This is a genomic window from Lentzea sp. CA-135723, assembly GCF_050936595.1.
Classification (GTDB): domain Bacteria; phylum Actinomycetota; class Actinomycetes; order Mycobacteriales; family Pseudonocardiaceae; genus Lentzea.
This window is the reverse complement of record NZ_JBNJMK010000001.1, coordinates 6,172,960-6,188,999: the sequence shown is the minus strand read 5'-3', so window position 1 is coordinate 6,188,999 and position 16,040 is coordinate 6,172,960. Positions and strand designations below refer to the sequence as shown.

The following is a 16,040-nucleotide window of genomic DNA, read 5'->3' as shown; positions in this document are numbered from 1 at the left end:
CGACGATTCCACGGGGACGGCGGCTACCGGGCAGGCGGAACCTGGGGAGCGGAAGCGATGACGGGTGTCAGACGCCGCGGCTACTTCACGGCCGCGGTGGCGGTGATGGGCGCTGCCCTGATCGCGGCCTTGTTCTCGGCGCCCCCGGACAAGCCCGTGGACATCCGCCTGGTCGCTCCGCCGCCTCCGCCGCCCGAGGTCGTCATCGCGACCGCCACGACCACCGTCTCCGCCGTCGGTGCTCATCGGCCGCCACCGCCGCCTCCTCCTCCGCCCCCACCGCCGAGGGGCGAACACCGGCCACCTCCTCCGCCCGGTCACCGGCCACCACCTCCACCGCCTCCGGGCAGCAAGCCCAAGCCGAACCTCTACGACCTGCTGCGCTGCGACTCGAAGCTGTTCGGCGAGGACTTCCGGCAGTGCCTGGACTGGCCGTTGGACGACAAGGCGTTCTGCGAGCTCCTGAAGGACCTCGCGTCCGAACCGGTCGACCCGCGAGGTCCTGAGGACGACAGGTTCGACCGGTTCGAGCTGACCTGCGACATCAAGCCTTGAGCTCGCGCAGCCTCCTCAGGTTCGCCTCCGCCAGCGAGCCGAGCAGCTGCGCCTCGCCCAGGTAGTGGTCGTCGATCAACGCCTCCACCTCGGCGTCGTTCATCGCCGGCACGATCCGCGCGGCCATCCGGTTCATGTTGCGATAGCTGCCCTGCAACAGGAACGGCTGCCCCGACGGGTCCGCGGCCGACGCGATGTAGGCCTGGTTGACCTTGAGCACGACCTCCTGGATCCGCCGCAACTTGCGCACGACCGACAGCAGGCGGTCGAGCTCGACCGTCTCGTACTCGTGCCGCACGGTCTCGCCGTTCACCAGGCGCACCAACGGTTCCACGTCCGCGCCACCCAGCGTCGGGTTCGAGCCCGACGCGTTCTCCAGGTAGCTCAACGCGAACAGCTCGTCGCGCCCGGACAGCACGTCACCGAGGTTCCACACGTCCGCGCGGTTCGCGAGCATGTCCGGGACGCGGAACGCGCGGCCCGTCTCGGTGTACGGGTTGCCGGCCATCGACACCGCGAAGCGCTTGCCCCGCAGGTCGAACGTGCGCGGCTCGCCGTCCCACACGCCCTCGATGCGGCGCTGGGCGTCGCAGAGCGAGATGAACTTCTGCAGCAGCTCGGGTGAGGTGTGCTGGATGTCGTCCAGGTGCAGCAGGACGTTGCTGCCCAGCGCGAACGCGAAGTTGATCCGCTCGACCTCCTGGCGCGCGGTGGCGTTCGGCGCCTCCGCCGGGTCGAGCGAGGTGACGCCGGTGCCCAGCGCCGGGCCGTTGACCTTCACGAACACCATGCCCAGGCGGTTCGCGACGTACTCCATGAGCGTCGTCTTGCCGTAGCCGGGCGGCGAGATCAGCATCAGCAGACCGGTGCCGTCGTTCAGCTGCTTGCTGAGGTTGTCTCCGATCAACGGCAGGTAGACCTCGTTCAGCAACCTGTTGCGCACGAACGTGTTCAGCACCGCGGGCTGGTAGTCGTCGAGCCTGAGCCTGCGGCGTTCCTCGGCCAGCAGCTCGTCGCGCCGGCGCTGGTAGGCGCGGAAAGCCGGGACCTGGTCGGTGGCGAAGGTCCGCAACCTGGTCAGGGTCTCGTCCAGGCGCAGGTCGAGCGACTGGTTGTGGACGCGTGGGTGTGTACCGAGCAGGCCCGTGACGGTCTCGGTCAGCGCGGCGCTGGAGTCGTACCGGGGCAGGTCGGTGAGCAGGATAGCGACGACCTCGGGGAACTCCGGGCAGTCCTCGCCGGAGAGGAACGCGCTGAGCCACGCCTCGATGAGGTCGCGGTCGTGCAGGTCCTCGTGCACCACCGCGCGGAACCTGTCGATCACGGCGCGCGCGGCCTTGCTGGTGACGAATCCCCTTGGCTCGCAGGCGAGTTCTTCGAAGAGGTACTCGGCGGCGAGGTCCTCGAGTCCGAACTGCATGGTGAGCTCCGGGATTCCGTGCGTGCCACCGAAGATCGTGCGCGCGCGGGCCAGTGACTCGGCTTTGCGTTGCCACACGGCACGTTGGTCGTCGGGCTGCGCGGCCCAGAAGACCTGCGCTGCCGCACGAGCCTGCGGCGGGTACCTGAGCAGTCCGGCGCCGGCGTGCAGTCGTTGCAGGACAGCGAGGATCTTCTCGGCGTCGTGGTCGTGGACGCCCTTCTCGTAGCCCTCGTCGTAGCGTTCGGCGGCGGCGTTCACGACGTCCGTGCGGCCCTCGGCGAGCAGGCTGCCGGCGAGGTGCTCGGCGCGGTAGACGTCGTCGGTCTCGGAGACCAGGAGCTGGTTCCAGAAACCCTTGGTGCTAGCGAAACCCGCGTCGGTGACCTCGCTGCGGTAGTCCGTGCCGGTGACGGCGTAGTAGAGCTTGCCGTCGCGCGGGACGAGGGTGAGGTTCATCGGCTCGGTCGTGACCGGGAAGCGGTGGCGGCCGAGCACGATCGACGCGCCGTCGTACAGGTCGGCCCGGTCGCGCAGCGCCCGGCCTCCCTCCTGCCGGGCGTCGCGCAGGCTCGCGTCGAGCTCGTCGGCCCTGCCGTCGCCGAGCTCCCTGAGGTTCTCGGCGACCGCGCGGACCTTGGCGACCATCGGGTCGCCGGCGAAGTACGTGTTGATCTCGTCGGTCGAGGTCAGCTTGCCGACGCGGCGGCGGATCGTGCCGAGGACCCGTTCGGCGGACTGGACGAGCCGGTCGGCCTTGCGCGCCCGTTCGTCGAGCAGTGTCTGCTTGCGCGCGGAGAACGCCTCGTAGACGTCCGTGCGCTTGGCGCCGACCTGCGCGAGGAAGTCGTCGAACTCGCCGAACCGCGACTCCAGGTTCTCCAGCTGGAGCAGGAGCCTGCCGAGCTGGTCGTCGCAGCGCTGCGGGGTGTCCGCGACCGACAGCGCGCCGGTGATGGCCTGGCCGAGCAACGCGAACTCCGCCGCGAACTCGGCGCGGCCCTCCGCGTTCGCGAGCCGGTCCCTGCGACCGTCCACTGTGGCCCGTGCGCGGTTGACCGCTGCCAGCACCTCGCCGATGCTCGCGAGGATCTGCGTGCGGGTCGTGGTGTCGGCGGCGTCGAGCGTGCTGACGACCTCGGTCAGCACCTCCAGGCCCGCCTGCTGCTGCGCGAGCCGTTCGCGCAACGGCTTCGCCTCGGCCGCCGTCTTGAGCTCCGCGGCCGCGATCTGGTCGATCTCCTCGTGGTACCGGTCGAACGCGCCCTCGCCGCTGAGGAACGCGACCGCCCTGCGTGCCGAGGCGCCGAGCTCCTCGACCAGCTCGGCTTCGCGCCGGTCGATCTCCTCCAGGTCGACGTACCGGAGGTCCTTGAGAGTGATCAGCCGGCCCTGGGCGGACCTCAGGTCGGCGAGCAGCCGCACCCACTCGTCGGCGCTGCGCGGCGCCGCCGACCTGGCCAGCCGGACCAGGCTCGCGAGCTTCTCCGCGGCCTCGTGCAGCTGCTGGGCCGCGTGTTCGGTGAGCTTGCGGACGGCCTCGAACTCGTCCAGCACCTGTTCGGCGGTGGCGCGCACGGCCTGGACGTCCTGGCGCAGCCCCAGCTCGTCGAGCCAGTGCACGCTGTCGATCACCCTGGTGCACAGGGCGATCAGGCCCTCGAACACCGGCGCGCTCGGTTTCATGTCGGCGCTCATCCTGGTGATGGACAGGCAGTCCGAGATGCCGCGGACGAGCTCCGCGTTGCCGATGCGGGCGAGCGGGCCCGCCTGGTCCGGCAGCGTCTCGTCGGCCATGAACGGCGTGCGCCAGACCTGCATCGGGTGCACCCGCACCGCGTCGGAGCCGGTCTCGCGGAACACGACCAGCGTGCCGTCGGCGAAGAGCGAGTAGCCGTGACAGGTGATCGGGGTCGCGACCTCCTTGCGGATCACGTTGTACGGCAGCAGAAGGCTGCGGCCCTCGCGGCGGGCGTGGTAGACGAACAGCACGTCCTCGCCGTTCGCGGACTTGACGACCCGTTCGAACTCCAGGTCGTCCGTGTCGACGTCGAACGTCTTGTCCGCACCCGTGACCAGGTAGAACCCGCCGGGGAAGATGATGCCCTGGTCCTCGGGGAGGCGTTGGCAGGCCTGACCGATGCCGTCGAGGCGGGTGACCTCCTTGGTCCTGGTGTTGAAGACCAGGTGCCGGGGCGTGGTCTCCTTGTACGGCAGGATCTTCAGCAGGATCAGCGGGCCGACGCGGGCGTAGTGGATCTCCGCGTCCGCGAGGCTCTGCAACGCCTCGTCGACCGGTTCCTCGTAGACGCCCTCGCCGGACTCGGTGTTGTTCTCGATCTTGACGGTGAGCGTGCCGCCGACCGTCTCGACGAACACCTCGTTGTCGATCGCGATGTGCGGGTGCCGCCCGAGCACGTGCTGCTCGCGGGTCGTCTCGACCCACGTGAAGTCGTGCGCCGGCGGGAAGACGTGGTCGCGGTCGCCGCGGTTGTCGACGTACGTGACGGTGCCGTCGACCTGGACGTCCCAGCGCAGGACGTGGATGTCCTCGATCCGCACGCCGGTCTGGAACACCGCGAGCAGCCGCTGGTCGACGATGCGCAGCTGCAGCAGCCGCGTCTCGCGGTAGTAGCGGTACAGCTCGGAGAAGTCGTTGCGGAACCTGGGGTCCCGCAGGAACTCCGGCTCGACCGCGGCGAAGTCCCTGCCGTGCGCCGCGAAGACGTCGTTGACCGCGGTCTCGGGCTTGAGGCCCATGAACACGTTGTAGCCGAACAGCATCACGTCGCCGAGCGCCACGATGTCGCGTGGCACGCAGTTGTTCTCGGTGCGGATGCGTTCGGTGGCGACGAGTTCCAGCGCCGTGCTGCCGAACGTCTCGACGCGCTGGGCGTTCAGCGCCTCGGTGCTGCGGGCGAGCGCGGTGGCCTGGTCGGCCAGTCTCGCCCGCAGCACCTCGTAAGTGCCGGCGTCCAGCCCAGAAGGGGTGGACGTCGTCATGCGTTCTGACCCGAGTTGTTGTTCTTGGCCATCTGGGTCAGCGCGATCGCCGCGGCGATGTTCTGCGCGTCACCGGTCGTGAACGAGCTGAGGATCTTGGTGAGGTCCTCCGGGAAGTTGCTGGTCCCGTCCATCCACTTGGCGCCCAGTGCCTGCACCACGTCGGAGTTGCCGACGAAGTTGTCGACCTGCTTGCCCGCCGTGATGGCGTTCGCGATCTTGTCGAAGAACATCGTGTCGCCACCGACGATGTCGATGTCGGCCTTCTCCAGACCGGCCGCGAGGACCATGGCCTGGGCCTCGGCGACCTGGCGCTGCACGTCGATGCCCTTGAGGCGGATCTCCTTCTCCGCTTCGAGCCGCAGGCGGTACTCCTCGTGCTCGCGGGTCGCGGTGTCGAGCGCGGCCATCGCCTCCGCCTTGTGCGACAAGCCTTCCGCCTCGCCCTTGAGGCGTTCCTTGATGCCCTCGGCGTCGGCGAGCGCCTTCTCGCGGTCGACCACGGCCTCGGCGCGACCCAGCGCCTCGGACGCGGCGGCGTCCCGTTCCTTGACCTGGGCCTCGGCCAGACCCTTCGCGGCGGCCTCGGCCTGCGTGCCCTCGGCGAGCCGGATCTTGGAGCGGGCGTCGAGGTCGGCGGCCTTGTTGCGCGACTCGGCGAGCACGACGGCCTCGCGGGCCTTGTGCTGCGCGGCCTGTTCCGCGGCCTCGGCGGCCTTGATGTCCTTGACCAGCGACTCCTGGGCCTCGGCCTCGGCGCGGATCACGATCTGCTGGCGCTCGCGCTCGGCCTCCTCGACCGCACGCAGGCGCTTGATGTTCTCCTCCTGCTCGGCCACCGTCCTCTCGACGGCGACGCGCTCGCGCACCAGGTCGGCGATCGCGCGGCGCTCGTGCTCGAGCTCCTTGTCCTTCTCGATCATGCGCAGCGAGGTCTCGCGTTCGCGGGCGATGACCTCCAGCAGGCGGTCCTTCTCGATGCGCTCGGTCTCGACGGCGATCACGCGCTCGCGGTTCTTCTCGGCGACGGCGATCTCGCGGGCCTTGTTCTCGGTCTGGATGCCGAGCTGCTCTTCCGTGCGGATGAACGCGGTGTTGGCCTTGAGGCGTTCCTCGGCCTGCACCTTCTGCGTCTCCGCCTCCTGCTGGGCGCGGGCGGTCTCGATCTCGCGCTTCTGCTTGATCTCCGCGTCGGCCTGGCGGCGTTCGAGCTCCAGGATGGCCTCACGCGCGCTGACGTTCTGGCGCGTGATCTCCTTCTCCTCGTTGCGGGTGAACTCGTTGGTCTTGACGTGCTCGATCGCGGTCAGCTCGGTGATCTTGCGGATGCCCTGCGCGTCCAGGATGTTCGCGGGGTCGAGCTGCTTGAGCGGCGTCTGCTCCAGGTAGTCGATGGCCGCGTCCTCGAGGCTGTAGCCGTTGAGGTCGGTGCCGATGACCTGCACGATCCGGTCGCGGAACTCGTCGCGGTGCGTGTAGAGGTCCACGAAGTCGAGCTGCTTGCCGACGGTCTTGAGCGCCTCGGAGAACTTGGCGTTGAACAGCTCCTGCAGCGTGGCCTCGTGGCTCGCGCGCTCGGTGCCGATCGCCTGCGCGACCTTGATGACGTCCTCGACGGTCTTGTTGACCCGCACGAAGAACGTGATGCGGATGTCGGCGCGGATGTTGTCCTTGCAGATCAGGCCCTCGTTGCCGGCCCTGCGGATCTCGATGGTCTTCACCGAGATGTCCATCGTCTCGCAGCGGTGCAGCACCGGGAGCACGACGGTTCCCGTGAAGGTCACGTCGACCTTGCGCATCTTCGAGACGATCAGAGCCTTGCCCTGCTCGCACTTCTTGAAAAGTCTGCTCAGCGTGATCAGTGCCAAGATCAGCACGAACGCGCCCACGGCGATCAGAACGATCAGCCCCGTGGAGATCGCACCCATGTTCAGCCCCCTGTGGTGATGTCCACGACCCAGAAGAACTCGCCCTCTGCGTCGTAGTCGAAGATCAACGCGGTCTGTCCCGCCTTGAGGTCGGTGCTCTGCGCCGCTCGCACCTGAACGACCGCCGTACCGCCGTCGTCGGCGGTCACCTCGGCCTGCCCGTACTGCTCGGTGACCCTGGAGGTCCGCACGATCGCGGTGCGGCCCACGAAGTCGTTGCGGGACGCCGGTTTCTCCGGCCGCGTCCAGTTCCTGACCGGGACGAGAAGGATCCGCGTGACGAGCGCGCCCACCAGCAGCGCACCCCCGAAGACCGCGTACCTGAGCTTGCCCTCCGGCGTGTACACCGTGCCGACCAGCGCGGCGAACCACGTGATCAGGATGAACATCGAGATGGAGATCGGCATCACAGGGGCGTCGAAGTCGAGCCCCACCAGCGCCACGGTGAGCCAGTAAGCCAGCACCACGAGCAACAGGAAGCTGAACACCACGGTCGGAAACGCCAGTGCGGCAGCCAGGAACTCGGTCATCATCGCCCCCCTTCTCGTCATTTTGATGCGCTGGGGGCCGTTTTCGTTGCACTTCGATGCAAATCAATCCGATCGCCGTCCGAATCGGACACCGCTGCCTCATCCGGACCACTCGCCGTGCACCGGCTAGCCTCGGGTGTCGTGATCCCCGTCGTCGTGCTCGCCGGCTTCCTCGGTTCCGGCAAGACCACCCTGCTCAACCACCTGCTGCGCACGTCCGGCGGCACGCGGATCGGCGTACTGGTGAACGACTTCGGGAAGATCAACATCGACGCGTTCGCCGTGTCCGCCCAGGCCGACACGATGGTGTCGCTGCCGAACGGCTGCCTGTGCTGCGCGGTCGACGGCTCCGAGCTGGAGGAGATGCTCGGCAAGCTGGCCTCGGCGAACCTGGACGTGATCGTCATCGAGGCGTCCGGCCTGGCCGAGCCCGCGGCGATGGTGCGGATGGTGGCGCAGGCGTCCGGGGTGTCGTACGGCGGGCTGATCTACGTGGCCGACGCGGTGGAGCTCGACGCCGTCCCGCACCTGGAGCGCGACCTGGCGCTGGCCGACCTGGTGGTGCTGAACAAGGTCGACCGGGTCCCGTCGGTGCCCGCGCTGCCCTGTTCGGCGCCGGTGCTGCCCGTGTCGTTCGGGCAGATCGACCCGGCGTTGCTGTTCGAGGTGCGGCCGCCCGACCTCGGGCCGCGGCAGCTGACGTTCGACGACCTCGACGACCACTCGACGCACGCGCACGCCTCCTACGACAGCGTGACGTTCGAGTGCGACGAGCCGTTGCACCCCAAGCTGTTCATGGACTTCCTGGCGGCACGGCCGGAGGGGTTGTTCCGCGCCAAGGGTTTCGTCCGGTTCCCGCTCGGCACGTTCGTGCTGCACACCGTCGGCGCCTACGTGTCGTTCACGCCCGTCGCCGACGCCCCGACGCAGCTGGTGCTGATCGGGGCGGGCATCGATCCGGAGGCGTTGACGGACTGGCTGCTGGCGTGCGTCGCGGACGCACCGGTCACCGAGCAGGACATGCTCTGGGTGCTCCGGTACGCCCGCTGACCAGCGTCATTTCCTGCAGAGCGCCGTGTCCATCACGTCGAACATCTGCTGGAACTTCCTGCCGGGGTCGTCGCCGAACGTGCCGGGCAACGCGGTGAGCGTGACCGCCGCGTGGTTGCCGCCGTCCGTCGCGCCGCCGAGCGAGCCCCAGCCGTGGATCGACCCGCCGTGGCCCCACCAGACCCCGCCGCAGCTGAGCTTGGTGGCCTCCAGGCCGAGCCCGTAGGCGCTGCGCTCGTCGACGGTGATCGTCTTGCGCATCTCGTCGAGCTGCGGCTTGGGCAGGATCTCGCCGCCGAGGAGCTTCTTGAAGAACCTGGCGACGTCCTGCGGGGTGGAGACCATCGCGCCGGACGCCCACGCCTGCGACGTGTCGAGCTCGGTCGCGTCGACCACGGCGGACTTCGGATCGGTCAGGTCGCTCAGCGCGTACGCCGTGGCGTGCCGGCCGCGGATGCGCTGCTCGCCCTGGCTCGGCCAGTAGGTGTCCTTCAGGCCGGCCTTCCTGATGACCTTGTCCACGGCCTCGCCGACCGGGCGTCCGGTGGCGTTCTGGATGAGCAGGCCGGCGACGACGTAGTTGGTGTTGCTGTACTCGTACCTCTCGCCGGGCTGGAACCGCGGCGGCTGGCTCAGCGCGGCGTCCAGCAGGTCGTGCGGGGCGAAGTACCGGTCCCGGACGTCCGCGATCTTCGGGACGCCGATCTGCATCACGTAGTCCGGCAGGCCGCTGGTGTGCTGCAGGACCTGCCTGACGGTGATCCGGCTGTCCTGGACGTGCGGCACGTACCGGTTGACCGGGCCGTCGAGCTGGACCTTGTGCTCCGCCACGAGTTGCAGCGTCGCGACCGCCACGAACGACTTGGTGATGCTGCCGATCCGCACCTGCCCGTTGACCGGTGCCTTGCCGCGCGCCTCGTTGCGGCCGTTGACGTGCGCCTCGACGCCGGGCGTGCCGTTGGAGACGATCTGGTCGAGCTGCTGGGGGACGAGCAGTGCGAGCGCGGTGACCGCGGCGACGGCGATCACTTGGCACCGCACAAAGCAGCGTCCACAGTGGCCAGAACGGCCTCGTGGGCCTTCAGCGCGTCCTCCTGCGTGTCCTGGAACGTGCCCGGCAACGCCGTCACCGCAACGGAGAACGCCCGCCCGTTCGGCGCGACGCCGCCCCGCGTCTCGTAGCCGTGGATGTCACCGCCGTGACCCCAGTACCGGCCACCGCACGTGAGCGGCGTGCTGGCGATGCCCAGCCCGTACGCGGCGCCGGCCCACATCTCGCCCTTGGTGTCGACGGTCTTCTGCATCTCCCCGAGCTGTGCCTGCGGCACGAGCTTGCCGTTGAGCAGGGCGCTGTAGAAGGCGTTGAGGTCCTTGGTGGTGGAGATGATCTGTCCGGCCGCCCAGCCCCACGACGGGTCGAGCTCGGTGACGTCCTCGATGCCGTTGCCCGTCTTGGAGTACCCCTGCGCGTGCCTGCCGCGGATGCCCTCTTCACCGACGTTCGGCCAGTAGGTGTCCTTGAGCTTGATCTTCTGCACGATGCGCTGGTCGACGTTCTCGGCGATGGGCCGTCCGGTGACCTTCTGGACCAGAAGGCCGAGCAGCACGTAGTTCGTGTTGCTGTACTTGAACTTCTCGCCCGGCTCGCCCGTCTTCGGGTGGGCGTTGCCGATGTCCAGCAGCTCGCGCGGCTCGTAGTACCGGTGCCGCTGCTCCTCGAACTTGTCGAGCCCCATGTAGTTCGTGTAGTTCGCCAGGCCGCTGGTGTGGTTCAGCAGCTGCCGGACGGTGATCCGGTCGTCCTGGACGGCGTTCGGCAGGTAGTGGTTGATCGGCTTGTCCAGCTCGACCTTGCCCTCCGCCACCAGCTGCATGACCACGGTGGCCACGAACGCCTTGGTGTTGGAGCCGGCGCGCACCTGCCCGTTCGCGGGAACGGGTTTCCGCTTGCCCAGCTCGGCCGTACCCGACGTGTAGGCCTTGGCGTGCCCCTCGGCGTCCGTGGTGGTGCCGAGCGCCGCCGGGAACCTGTGCTCCTTCGTCAGCCCGTCGAGCTGCTTCTGGACGGTCGTCCCGGTCGGCGCGGCCATCGCCGTTCCGCTGAACAACATGGCCGCCGCCAACACGCCTACCAGCGTCTTCTTCATCCTGTGCCTCCCCTTGCCGTGGTGAGGACAAGGTTTCCGCCTCCGGGTGGTGTGCCGCAGTCACGCACACTTCCGTTCCCGGGGTGGAGCAGGCTCTACCTCAGTACCGGACGTCGCTCTGCAGCAGCGGCGGGTAGACGCCGGACGGTTCGCCGTCCACGGTCGTGCCGGCGAACTGCAACATGGCCCGCAACTCCCCGTGCAACGGCGACGGGTAGCCGAGCTCGGGCTTGGAGACCTCGTCGAGCCTGGCGAGCTGGCCGGCGTCGAGCACGACCTCGTCCAGGTTGCTCTCGAGGTGCTCCAGCCTCCGCGCGCCGATGATCGGCACCACGGTCCCCTCCCGCTGCCGGAGCCACGCCAACGACACCGCGGCCGCACTCGCACCGGTCTCGCCGGCGATCTCCGCGACCACGTCGATGACCTCGAACTCCTCGCTGGTCGGCCCACCCACGAACTTGACCCGCTCCGAGTCCGCGACCTGCACGTCCCGCCGGTACTTGCCGCTGAGGAACCCGTTCCGGAGCGGACTCCAAGGCACCAGCGCCAGCCCGAGGTCCCGGCTCATGGGACCGATCTCACCCTCGACCGTCCGAGCCAGCAACGAGTACTCCACCTGCAACGCCACCAACGGCGTCCACCCCCTGAGCAGGGCCATCGTCTGAGCCTGCGCCGTCACCCAGGCCGGCACGTTGGAGAACCCGATGTACCCGACCTTGCCCGATCCCACCAACTCGTCCAGAACCCGCATGGTCTCCTCGACCGGGGTGTGCCGATCCCAGTTGTGCAGCCAGTAGAGGTCCAGGTAGTCGGTGCCGAGCCTCCTGAGCGTCTGCTCCAGCTGCCTGCGCACAGACGTCCGGCCGGCCCCACCACCGTTCGGGTCGCCGGGATGCATGTTGAAGAAGAACTTGGAAGCCAGCACGACCCGATCGCGGTTGCCGCCGCGCCTGAAGAAGTCGCCGAGGATCTTCTCCGAGTGCCCGTTGGTGTAGAAGTTGGCGGTGTCGATGAAGTTCCCGCCCCGTTCCAGGTAGGCGTGGAGGATCTTCTCGGACTCCTCGACGCTGCTCCCGGCGGCCCCGGGATCCTCGCCGAAGGTCATCGCACCGAGGGCGAACGGGCTGACGCGGAGGCCGGAGCGGCCCAGGGTGACGTAGTGGTCGAGCGGCATCTTCTGCCCCTTCAGGTCGTCGTTGCTGACACCTCTCATTCCAGTCGTCCGGGCCGTTGCGGGGTACCGCGATCCCCGCGCACTCTTGCCTGATCCTCTTCCGGGGCGGTTTCGGGGTGCGTCAACGGTGAGGTTGGCAACCCGGAGGACATGCGTGTGCGGAGATCGGTAGGCTGTCCCGGCGAGGGCTGCTAGCTCAATTGGCAGAGCAGGAGACTTTTAATCTTCGGGTTCAGGGTTCGAGTCCCTGGCGGCCCACAACGCGACGAAACCCCCAGGTGACAGGCCTGGGGGTTTCGCTTTGCGTGATCGTTCCCTCGGTTCGGGGCGACGCTTCCGCAGTCAACGGCCGCGTCGCACGAGACGGCCGAGGACTGTCAGGGTGCCGTGTCACTCTGACGGCATGTCCTACGACCTTGCTGTGTGGGAGGGCGCTTCTCCCGCGGACGACGCAGCTGCCCGAACGACGCTCGACGACTTGTACGAGCGCTATGTGTGTTCCGGCACCGAGCACGCTCCGACACCGAAGATCACTGAGTACGTCGCTGCACTGCTCGATCGCTGGCCCGACTTGAGCGAGGACGAGGAGGACACCTCTCCCTGGTCGACAGGACCGCTCATAGGGGAGGCACGAGGCCCGCTCGTCTACTTCCCGATGCGGTACAGCATGGCCGACGAGGCCTCTGCCTTCGCGGCGCGGCTCGCCACGTCGATGGGGCTGGTCTGCTTCGATCCCCAGGTCGACGGTCTCAGGAGCGAGTAGCCCGTCGAGGGCGCTCAGGCGTAGACGACGGCGCGGTCGCGGACCACGTTCCAGGCGTTGACGTCCAGTTCAGCGAAGACGAGCAGCTCGTCGACCGAGGAGAACGGCACGGAGTGCCGGCTGCGGGCGCGCTCGATCTGCCTGGCGGCTACTTCGTCGAGACCGCAGCACTGTGCGATGACGGCGGCCGGCGCTGTGTTGATGTCCACGAGGCCGCCGTCGTCGTACTGCCGCGGCAGATCCGGCCGGCCGATGCGGAGGTCGCGGGCCAGTGCCGGGTCACGCGCTACTAGTGCGCGCGCTTCGTCCCTTCTGGCTCGCAACGCCAGCGCTGCGGCTACTGCGGGGTCGGTGGCCCAGGGTTGTGGCTGTGGCACGGGTCGGTAGGGCTGCTGCAGTCCGTAGGCCTCTCGCCGGATGCCGCTGAGCTGGATGCAGGCCGCCACCATGATCACGATGGCGATGATGGCGCCGATCGAGCTGCGGAGGTCGCCGGCGGACGTTGCCGGTTGGTCCTGTGAGGACGGCATGATCAGGGCCATCGTGATCCCGCCCGCCGCGTAGATCGCGGTCCACATCCACAGTGCCGGCCTGCGCAGGCGGTTGGCGGCGTGGGCGAAGGGCACGGCGGCGAAGAGGCCGGCGCTCACGATCACCACCACGAAGTACCACGCGCCGCCTGCTCTGCGAACAACGTTCATGGTGGACCTCTCAGCGCGGGGCGGGTTCTTGCTTGCTGGCTATCGCCGACGGTGGCTCAAAAGTTTCAGCGGGTCGCCGAATTCGCGTGCGGGCGCGCCTTTGTGTTGCGTACTGTGCGCGGGACATCAAGGGGGGTGCGGCAATGACGAAGCTGAACCAGATCATCGCGGTGGAGAAGAGTGTCAAAGGGGGCACGCTCCGGGATCTCACCGACGCTCACCACGGGCTGCAGAAGCCCGCGTTGCTCGCCGGCATCTCCCGGACGTACCAGCCGAAGGACGAGGACGGCGAGGTGTTGCCGCCCGAGTCGACTCGCGTGCAGGTCAAGGCCGAGGACGTGTTGCGGAAGACCGCCGCGGTGATGACCCGGCTCTTCGACGTGACGGCCACGAAGGACTGGGCCAACTGCGTTGCGCGGGCCGATGTCGTGGTGGACGGGCAGACGTTGCTTCGCGACGTGCCCGTGTCGTACCTGCTGTTCCTCGAGAAGCAGCTGACGGACCTGCACACCTTCGTGAAGAAGCTGCCTCTGCTCGACGCGGCCGAGGACTGGAGTTTCGACGAGTCCGCGGACTACTGGCGCACCGAGTTCGTGCGGACCATTCGCACGAAGAAGGTGCCCCGCAACCACGTCAAGGCCGAGGCCACGGAGAAGCACCCGGCTCAGGTCGAGGTGTACTACGAGGACGTGCCGGTGGGGTACTGGACCACGGTGAAGTTCTCGGGTGCGCTGCCTGCCCGGCGGGTCAACGAGTTGGTGGACCGGGTCGAGAAGCTGCAGCACGCGGTGAAGTTCGCCCGCGAGGAGGCCAACAGCCTGGAGATCACCGACGAGCGCGTCGGTGGCGTGGTCTTCGACTACCTGTTCCGCTAGCGACAACGAGACTCCCCCGCTGGAGCGCGGGGGTGCGTTCCCTTTCGGGGAGCGCGAAAGCTGAAACTGAAACGTCAGCCTGAACCACTCGGTCACCAGTGGGGGTTCGAATCCCTCTCCCGGCACCATCGCGCCGGGATAGCCCAAGTCGGCAGAGGCAAGCCGGGATCAAGCTCAGACTCTCGCTCCAGATTCAGCATTTCCGCCGAACGCCAGATCGCCCGAGACCGGACAAGACTCGCCGAGGTGCAGGTTCGAATCCTGCTGGCCGCTCCACCTGCGGCCGTAGCTCAACGGAAGAGCGCGGCGACCTAAGGACTGATCCGACTCTTAAACGTCGCTGGTGTGTGCAATTGGGCGGCCAAGCGAGGCCCCGGACTGGACATGTCCGGGGCCTCACCTATTTCGTCAGTGGGCCATTACCTCGCCGGAGGTGTTGGTCTTGCTCGGCAGCATGGCCGCCACCGCGATCGTCGCCACGGCCAGGACGGTCGCCACGACGAACGCCAGCTTCATGCCGCTCAGCTGCGCCGCGCCCGCCGCGGTCCCTTCAGCGACCAACGACGACGAACGGGCCGACATCACGGTCACGACCAGGGCGGTGCCGACGGCCGCGGCCACCTGCTGGAGGGTGCCGAGGATCGAGCTGCCGTGCGGGTACATGTTCGGCGGGAGGGCGCCCATGCCGAGGGTGAAGATCGGCGTGAAGGTGGCGGCGAGGCTCACCATCAGGAGCGCGTGCAGGGCCAAGACCTGCCAGTACGGCATGGACATGGAGATCTGCGTGAAGCCCGCCAGGGACAGCACGATGCCGATGGAGCCCGGGAGGATCAGCGGGCGGCTGCCCAGGCGGTCGTAGAGGCGGCCGACGGTCGGGCCGAGGAGGCCCATGGCGAGGCCGCCGGGCATGAGGAGCAGGCCCGTCTCCAACGGGGTCAGGCCGCGGAGGTTCTGCAGGTAGAGGGGGAGCAGGATCATCGAGCCCATCATGGCCAGGAAGGCGATGCACATCAGGGCCAGCGACAGGGCGAAGGTGCGGTGGGTGAGGGTGCGGAGGTCCATCAGCGGGGCGCCGGTGCGCTGCAGCTTCAGCTGGCGGATCACGAAGAACGCGATGGTGGCCGCGCCCGCCAGGACGATGCCGATGCTCGGGCCGAGGTTGGACTCGCCCTCACCGAAGAGGCTCAGGCCGTAGACCAGGCCGCCGAAGCCCAGGGTGGCCATCGCGGCCGACGCCCAGTCGAGGGTGCTGACCTGCGGTTCGCCGATGTTGTCGAGCTGGCGGAGGCCGAAGTACGTGACGGCGCCGGCGATCGGGATGACGGCCACGAACAGCAGGCGCCAGGAGCCGAGCTGCAGGATCAGGCCAGAGATGGCCGGGCCGAGGGCCGGGGCCACCGAGATCGCGAGGGTTACGTTGCCCATCACCTTGCCGCGGTCCTGCTCGGGCACGACGGTCATCAGCGTCGTCATCAGCAACGGCATCATGACGGCGGTGCCGGCGGCCTGGATGATGCGGCCGGCCAGGAGGATCGCGAACGTCGGCGCGACCGCGCAGAGGGCGGTGCCGGCGAGGAAGACGCCCATGGCGATGGCGTAGCCCTGGCGGGTGGTGACGCGCTGGAGGAACCAGCCGGTGACTGGGATCACGGCGGCCATGGTGAGCATGAACGCCGTCGAGACCCACTGCGCGGCCTGTTCGGTCACGTGCAGGGACTCCATGAGGCGCGGGATCGCGTTGATCATCAGCGTCTCGTTGAGGATCACGACGAACGTCGCCAGCACCAGCAGGCGCACCACCAGGGGTGTTCGGCCCGCTTGCGCGGTAGGTCGGTCTTCGATCGCTGCAGGCATGTCAGGCCCTCACTCGGTTGCTGGCATCAGGTTCTTCGCG

12 protein-coding genes and 1 tRNA gene are annotated in these 16,040 nt (G+C 68.4%); 5 read left to right on the top strand and 8 right to left on the bottom strand.

Going from position 1 to position 16,040, the window contains the following annotated elements; all coding sequences use genetic code 11:
- Nucleotides 1-57 precede the first annotated feature (57 nt).
- Nucleotides 58-555 (top strand): hypothetical protein, encoded by a 498-nt coding sequence (locus ACQEU1_RS28675; protein WP_433208169.1) that lies wholly within the window; start codon nucleotides 58-60, stop codon nucleotides 553-555.
- Here ACQEU1_RS28675 and ACQEU1_RS28670 read toward each other — a convergent pair.
- From ACQEU1_RS28670 to ACQEU1_RS28660, 3 genes are read right to left on the bottom strand one after another with little or no spacing between them, the layout of a single operon-like run.
- Nucleotides 545-4,978 (bottom strand): DNA repair ATPase, encoded by a 4,434-nt coding sequence (locus ACQEU1_RS28670; protein WP_433208166.1) that lies wholly within the window; start codon nucleotides 4,976-4,978, stop codon nucleotides 545-547. The genes ACQEU1_RS28675 and ACQEU1_RS28670 overlap by 11 nt on opposite strands.
- On the bottom strand, nucleotides 4,975-6,906 hold the full coding sequence (locus tag ACQEU1_RS28665) for a flotillin family protein (RefSeq protein WP_433208163.1): 1,932 nt from the start codon (nucleotides 6,904-6,906) through the stop codon (nucleotides 4,975-4,977). Before ACQEU1_RS28665 ends, ACQEU1_RS28670 begins: the two co-directional genes overlap by 4 nt.
- A 2-nt stretch (nucleotides 6,907-6,908) precedes the next feature.
- Nucleotides 6,909-7,439: a hypothetical protein gene (locus tag ACQEU1_RS28660; protein ID WP_433208160.1), complete on the bottom strand. Its 531-nt coding sequence runs from the start codon at nucleotides 7,437-7,439 to the stop codon at nucleotides 6,909-6,911.
- Nucleotides 7,440-7,577: 138 nt separating this feature from the next.
- Between ACQEU1_RS28660 and ACQEU1_RS28655 the strand changes: the two genes are divergently transcribed.
- On the top strand, nucleotides 7,578-8,486 hold the full coding sequence (locus ACQEU1_RS28655; RefSeq protein ID WP_433208157.1) for a CobW family GTP-binding protein: 909 nt from the start codon (nucleotides 7,578-7,580) through the stop codon (nucleotides 8,484-8,486).
- 6 nt (nucleotides 8,487-8,492) lie between these two features.
- Here ACQEU1_RS28655 and ACQEU1_RS28650 read toward each other — a convergent pair whose 3' ends face one another.
- From ACQEU1_RS28650 to ACQEU1_RS28640, 3 genes are all read right to left on the bottom strand, one after another.
- On the bottom strand, nucleotides 8,493-9,515 hold the full coding sequence (locus tag ACQEU1_RS28650; RefSeq protein ID WP_433208154.1) for a serine hydrolase domain-containing protein: 1,023 nt from the start codon (nucleotides 9,513-9,515) through the stop codon (nucleotides 8,493-8,495).
- On the bottom strand, nucleotides 9,512-10,633 hold the full coding sequence (locus ACQEU1_RS28645) for a serine hydrolase domain-containing protein (protein ID WP_433208151.1): 1,122 nt from the start codon (nucleotides 10,631-10,633) through the stop codon (nucleotides 9,512-9,514). Before ACQEU1_RS28645 ends, ACQEU1_RS28650 begins: the two co-directional genes overlap by 4 nt.
- Before the next feature lie 100 nt (nucleotides 10,634-10,733).
- Nucleotides 10,734-11,807 carry an aldo/keto reductase gene (locus ACQEU1_RS28640; RefSeq protein ID WP_433211846.1) on the bottom strand — a complete coding sequence of 358 codons (1,074 nt, stop codon included), beginning with the start codon at nucleotides 11,805-11,807 and terminating at the stop codon, nucleotides 10,734-10,736.
- A 185-nt stretch (nucleotides 11,808-11,992) separates the two neighbouring features.
- On the opposite strand from ACQEU1_RS28640, the gene ACQEU1_RS28635 reads away from it, so the two are divergent.
- Together ACQEU1_RS28635 and ACQEU1_RS28630 are read left to right on the top strand one after the other, a co-directional pair.
- A tRNA-Lys gene (locus ACQEU1_RS28635) sits at nucleotides 11,993-12,065 on the top strand.
- Between the two features lie 145 nt (nucleotides 12,066-12,210).
- Nucleotides 12,211-12,570 (top strand): hypothetical protein, encoded by a 360-nt coding sequence (locus ACQEU1_RS28630; RefSeq protein ID WP_433208148.1) that lies wholly within the window; start codon nucleotides 12,211-12,213, stop codon nucleotides 12,568-12,570.
- Between the two features lie 14 nt (nucleotides 12,571-12,584).
- Here ACQEU1_RS28630 and ACQEU1_RS28625 read toward each other — a convergent pair whose 3' ends face one another.
- Nucleotides 12,585-13,271: a ComEA family DNA-binding protein gene (locus ACQEU1_RS28625; RefSeq protein ID WP_433208145.1), complete on the bottom strand. Its 687-nt coding sequence runs from the start codon at nucleotides 13,269-13,271 to the stop codon at nucleotides 12,585-12,587.
- A 143-nt stretch (nucleotides 13,272-13,414) separates the two neighbouring features.
- Between ACQEU1_RS28625 and ACQEU1_RS28620 the strand changes: the two genes are divergently transcribed.
- On the top strand, nucleotides 13,415-14,146 hold the full coding sequence (locus ACQEU1_RS28620) for a hypothetical protein (RefSeq protein WP_433208142.1): 732 nt from the start codon (nucleotides 13,415-13,417) through the stop codon (nucleotides 14,144-14,146).
- 408 nt (nucleotides 14,147-14,554) lie between these two features.
- On the opposite strand, the gene ACQEU1_RS28615 is transcribed toward ACQEU1_RS28620, so the two are convergent.
- A complete protein-coding gene (locus ACQEU1_RS28615) occupies nucleotides 14,555-15,946 on the bottom strand; it encodes an MDR family MFS transporter (protein ID WP_433208139.1) in 1,392 nt (463 codons plus the stop codon).
- Nucleotides 15,947-16,040 lie beyond the last annotated feature (94 nt).

What these genes read in the sequence shown, in the direction of transcription:
- ACQEU1_RS28675 (WP_433208169.1), top strand. Translation starts at nt 58, where the DNA reads ATGACGGGTGTCAGACGCCGCGGCTACTTCACGGCCGCGGTGGCGGTG.
- ACQEU1_RS28670 (WP_433208166.1), bottom strand. Translation starts at nt 4,978, where the DNA reads ATGACGACGTCCACCCCTTCTGGGCTGGACGCCGGCACTTACGAGGTG.
- ACQEU1_RS28665 (WP_433208163.1), bottom strand. Translation starts at nt 6,906, where the DNA reads ATGGGTGCGATCTCCACGGGGCTGATCGTTCTGATCGCCGTGGGCGCG.
- ACQEU1_RS28660 (WP_433208160.1), bottom strand. Translation starts at nt 7,439, where the DNA reads ATGATGACCGAGTTCCTGGCTGCCGCACTGGCGTTTCCGACCGTGGTG.
- ACQEU1_RS28645 (WP_433208151.1), bottom strand. Translation starts at nt 10,633, where the DNA reads ATGAAGAAGACGCTGGTAGGCGTGTTGGCGGCGGCCATGTTGTTCAGC.
- ACQEU1_RS28640 (WP_433211846.1), bottom strand. Translation starts at nt 11,807, where the DNA reads ATGCCGCTCGACCACTACGTCACCCTGGGCCGCTCCGGCCTCCGCGTC.
- ACQEU1_RS28630 (WP_433208148.1), top strand. Translation starts at nt 12,211, where the DNA reads ATGTCCTACGACCTTGCTGTGTGGGAGGGCGCTTCTCCCGCGGACGAC.
- ACQEU1_RS28625 (WP_433208145.1), bottom strand. Translation starts at nt 13,271, where the DNA reads ATGAACGTTGTTCGCAGAGCAGGCGGCGCGTGGTACTTCGTGGTGGTG.
- ACQEU1_RS28620 (WP_433208142.1), top strand. Translation starts at nt 13,415, where the DNA reads ATGACGAAGCTGAACCAGATCATCGCGGTGGAGAAGAGTGTCAAAGGG.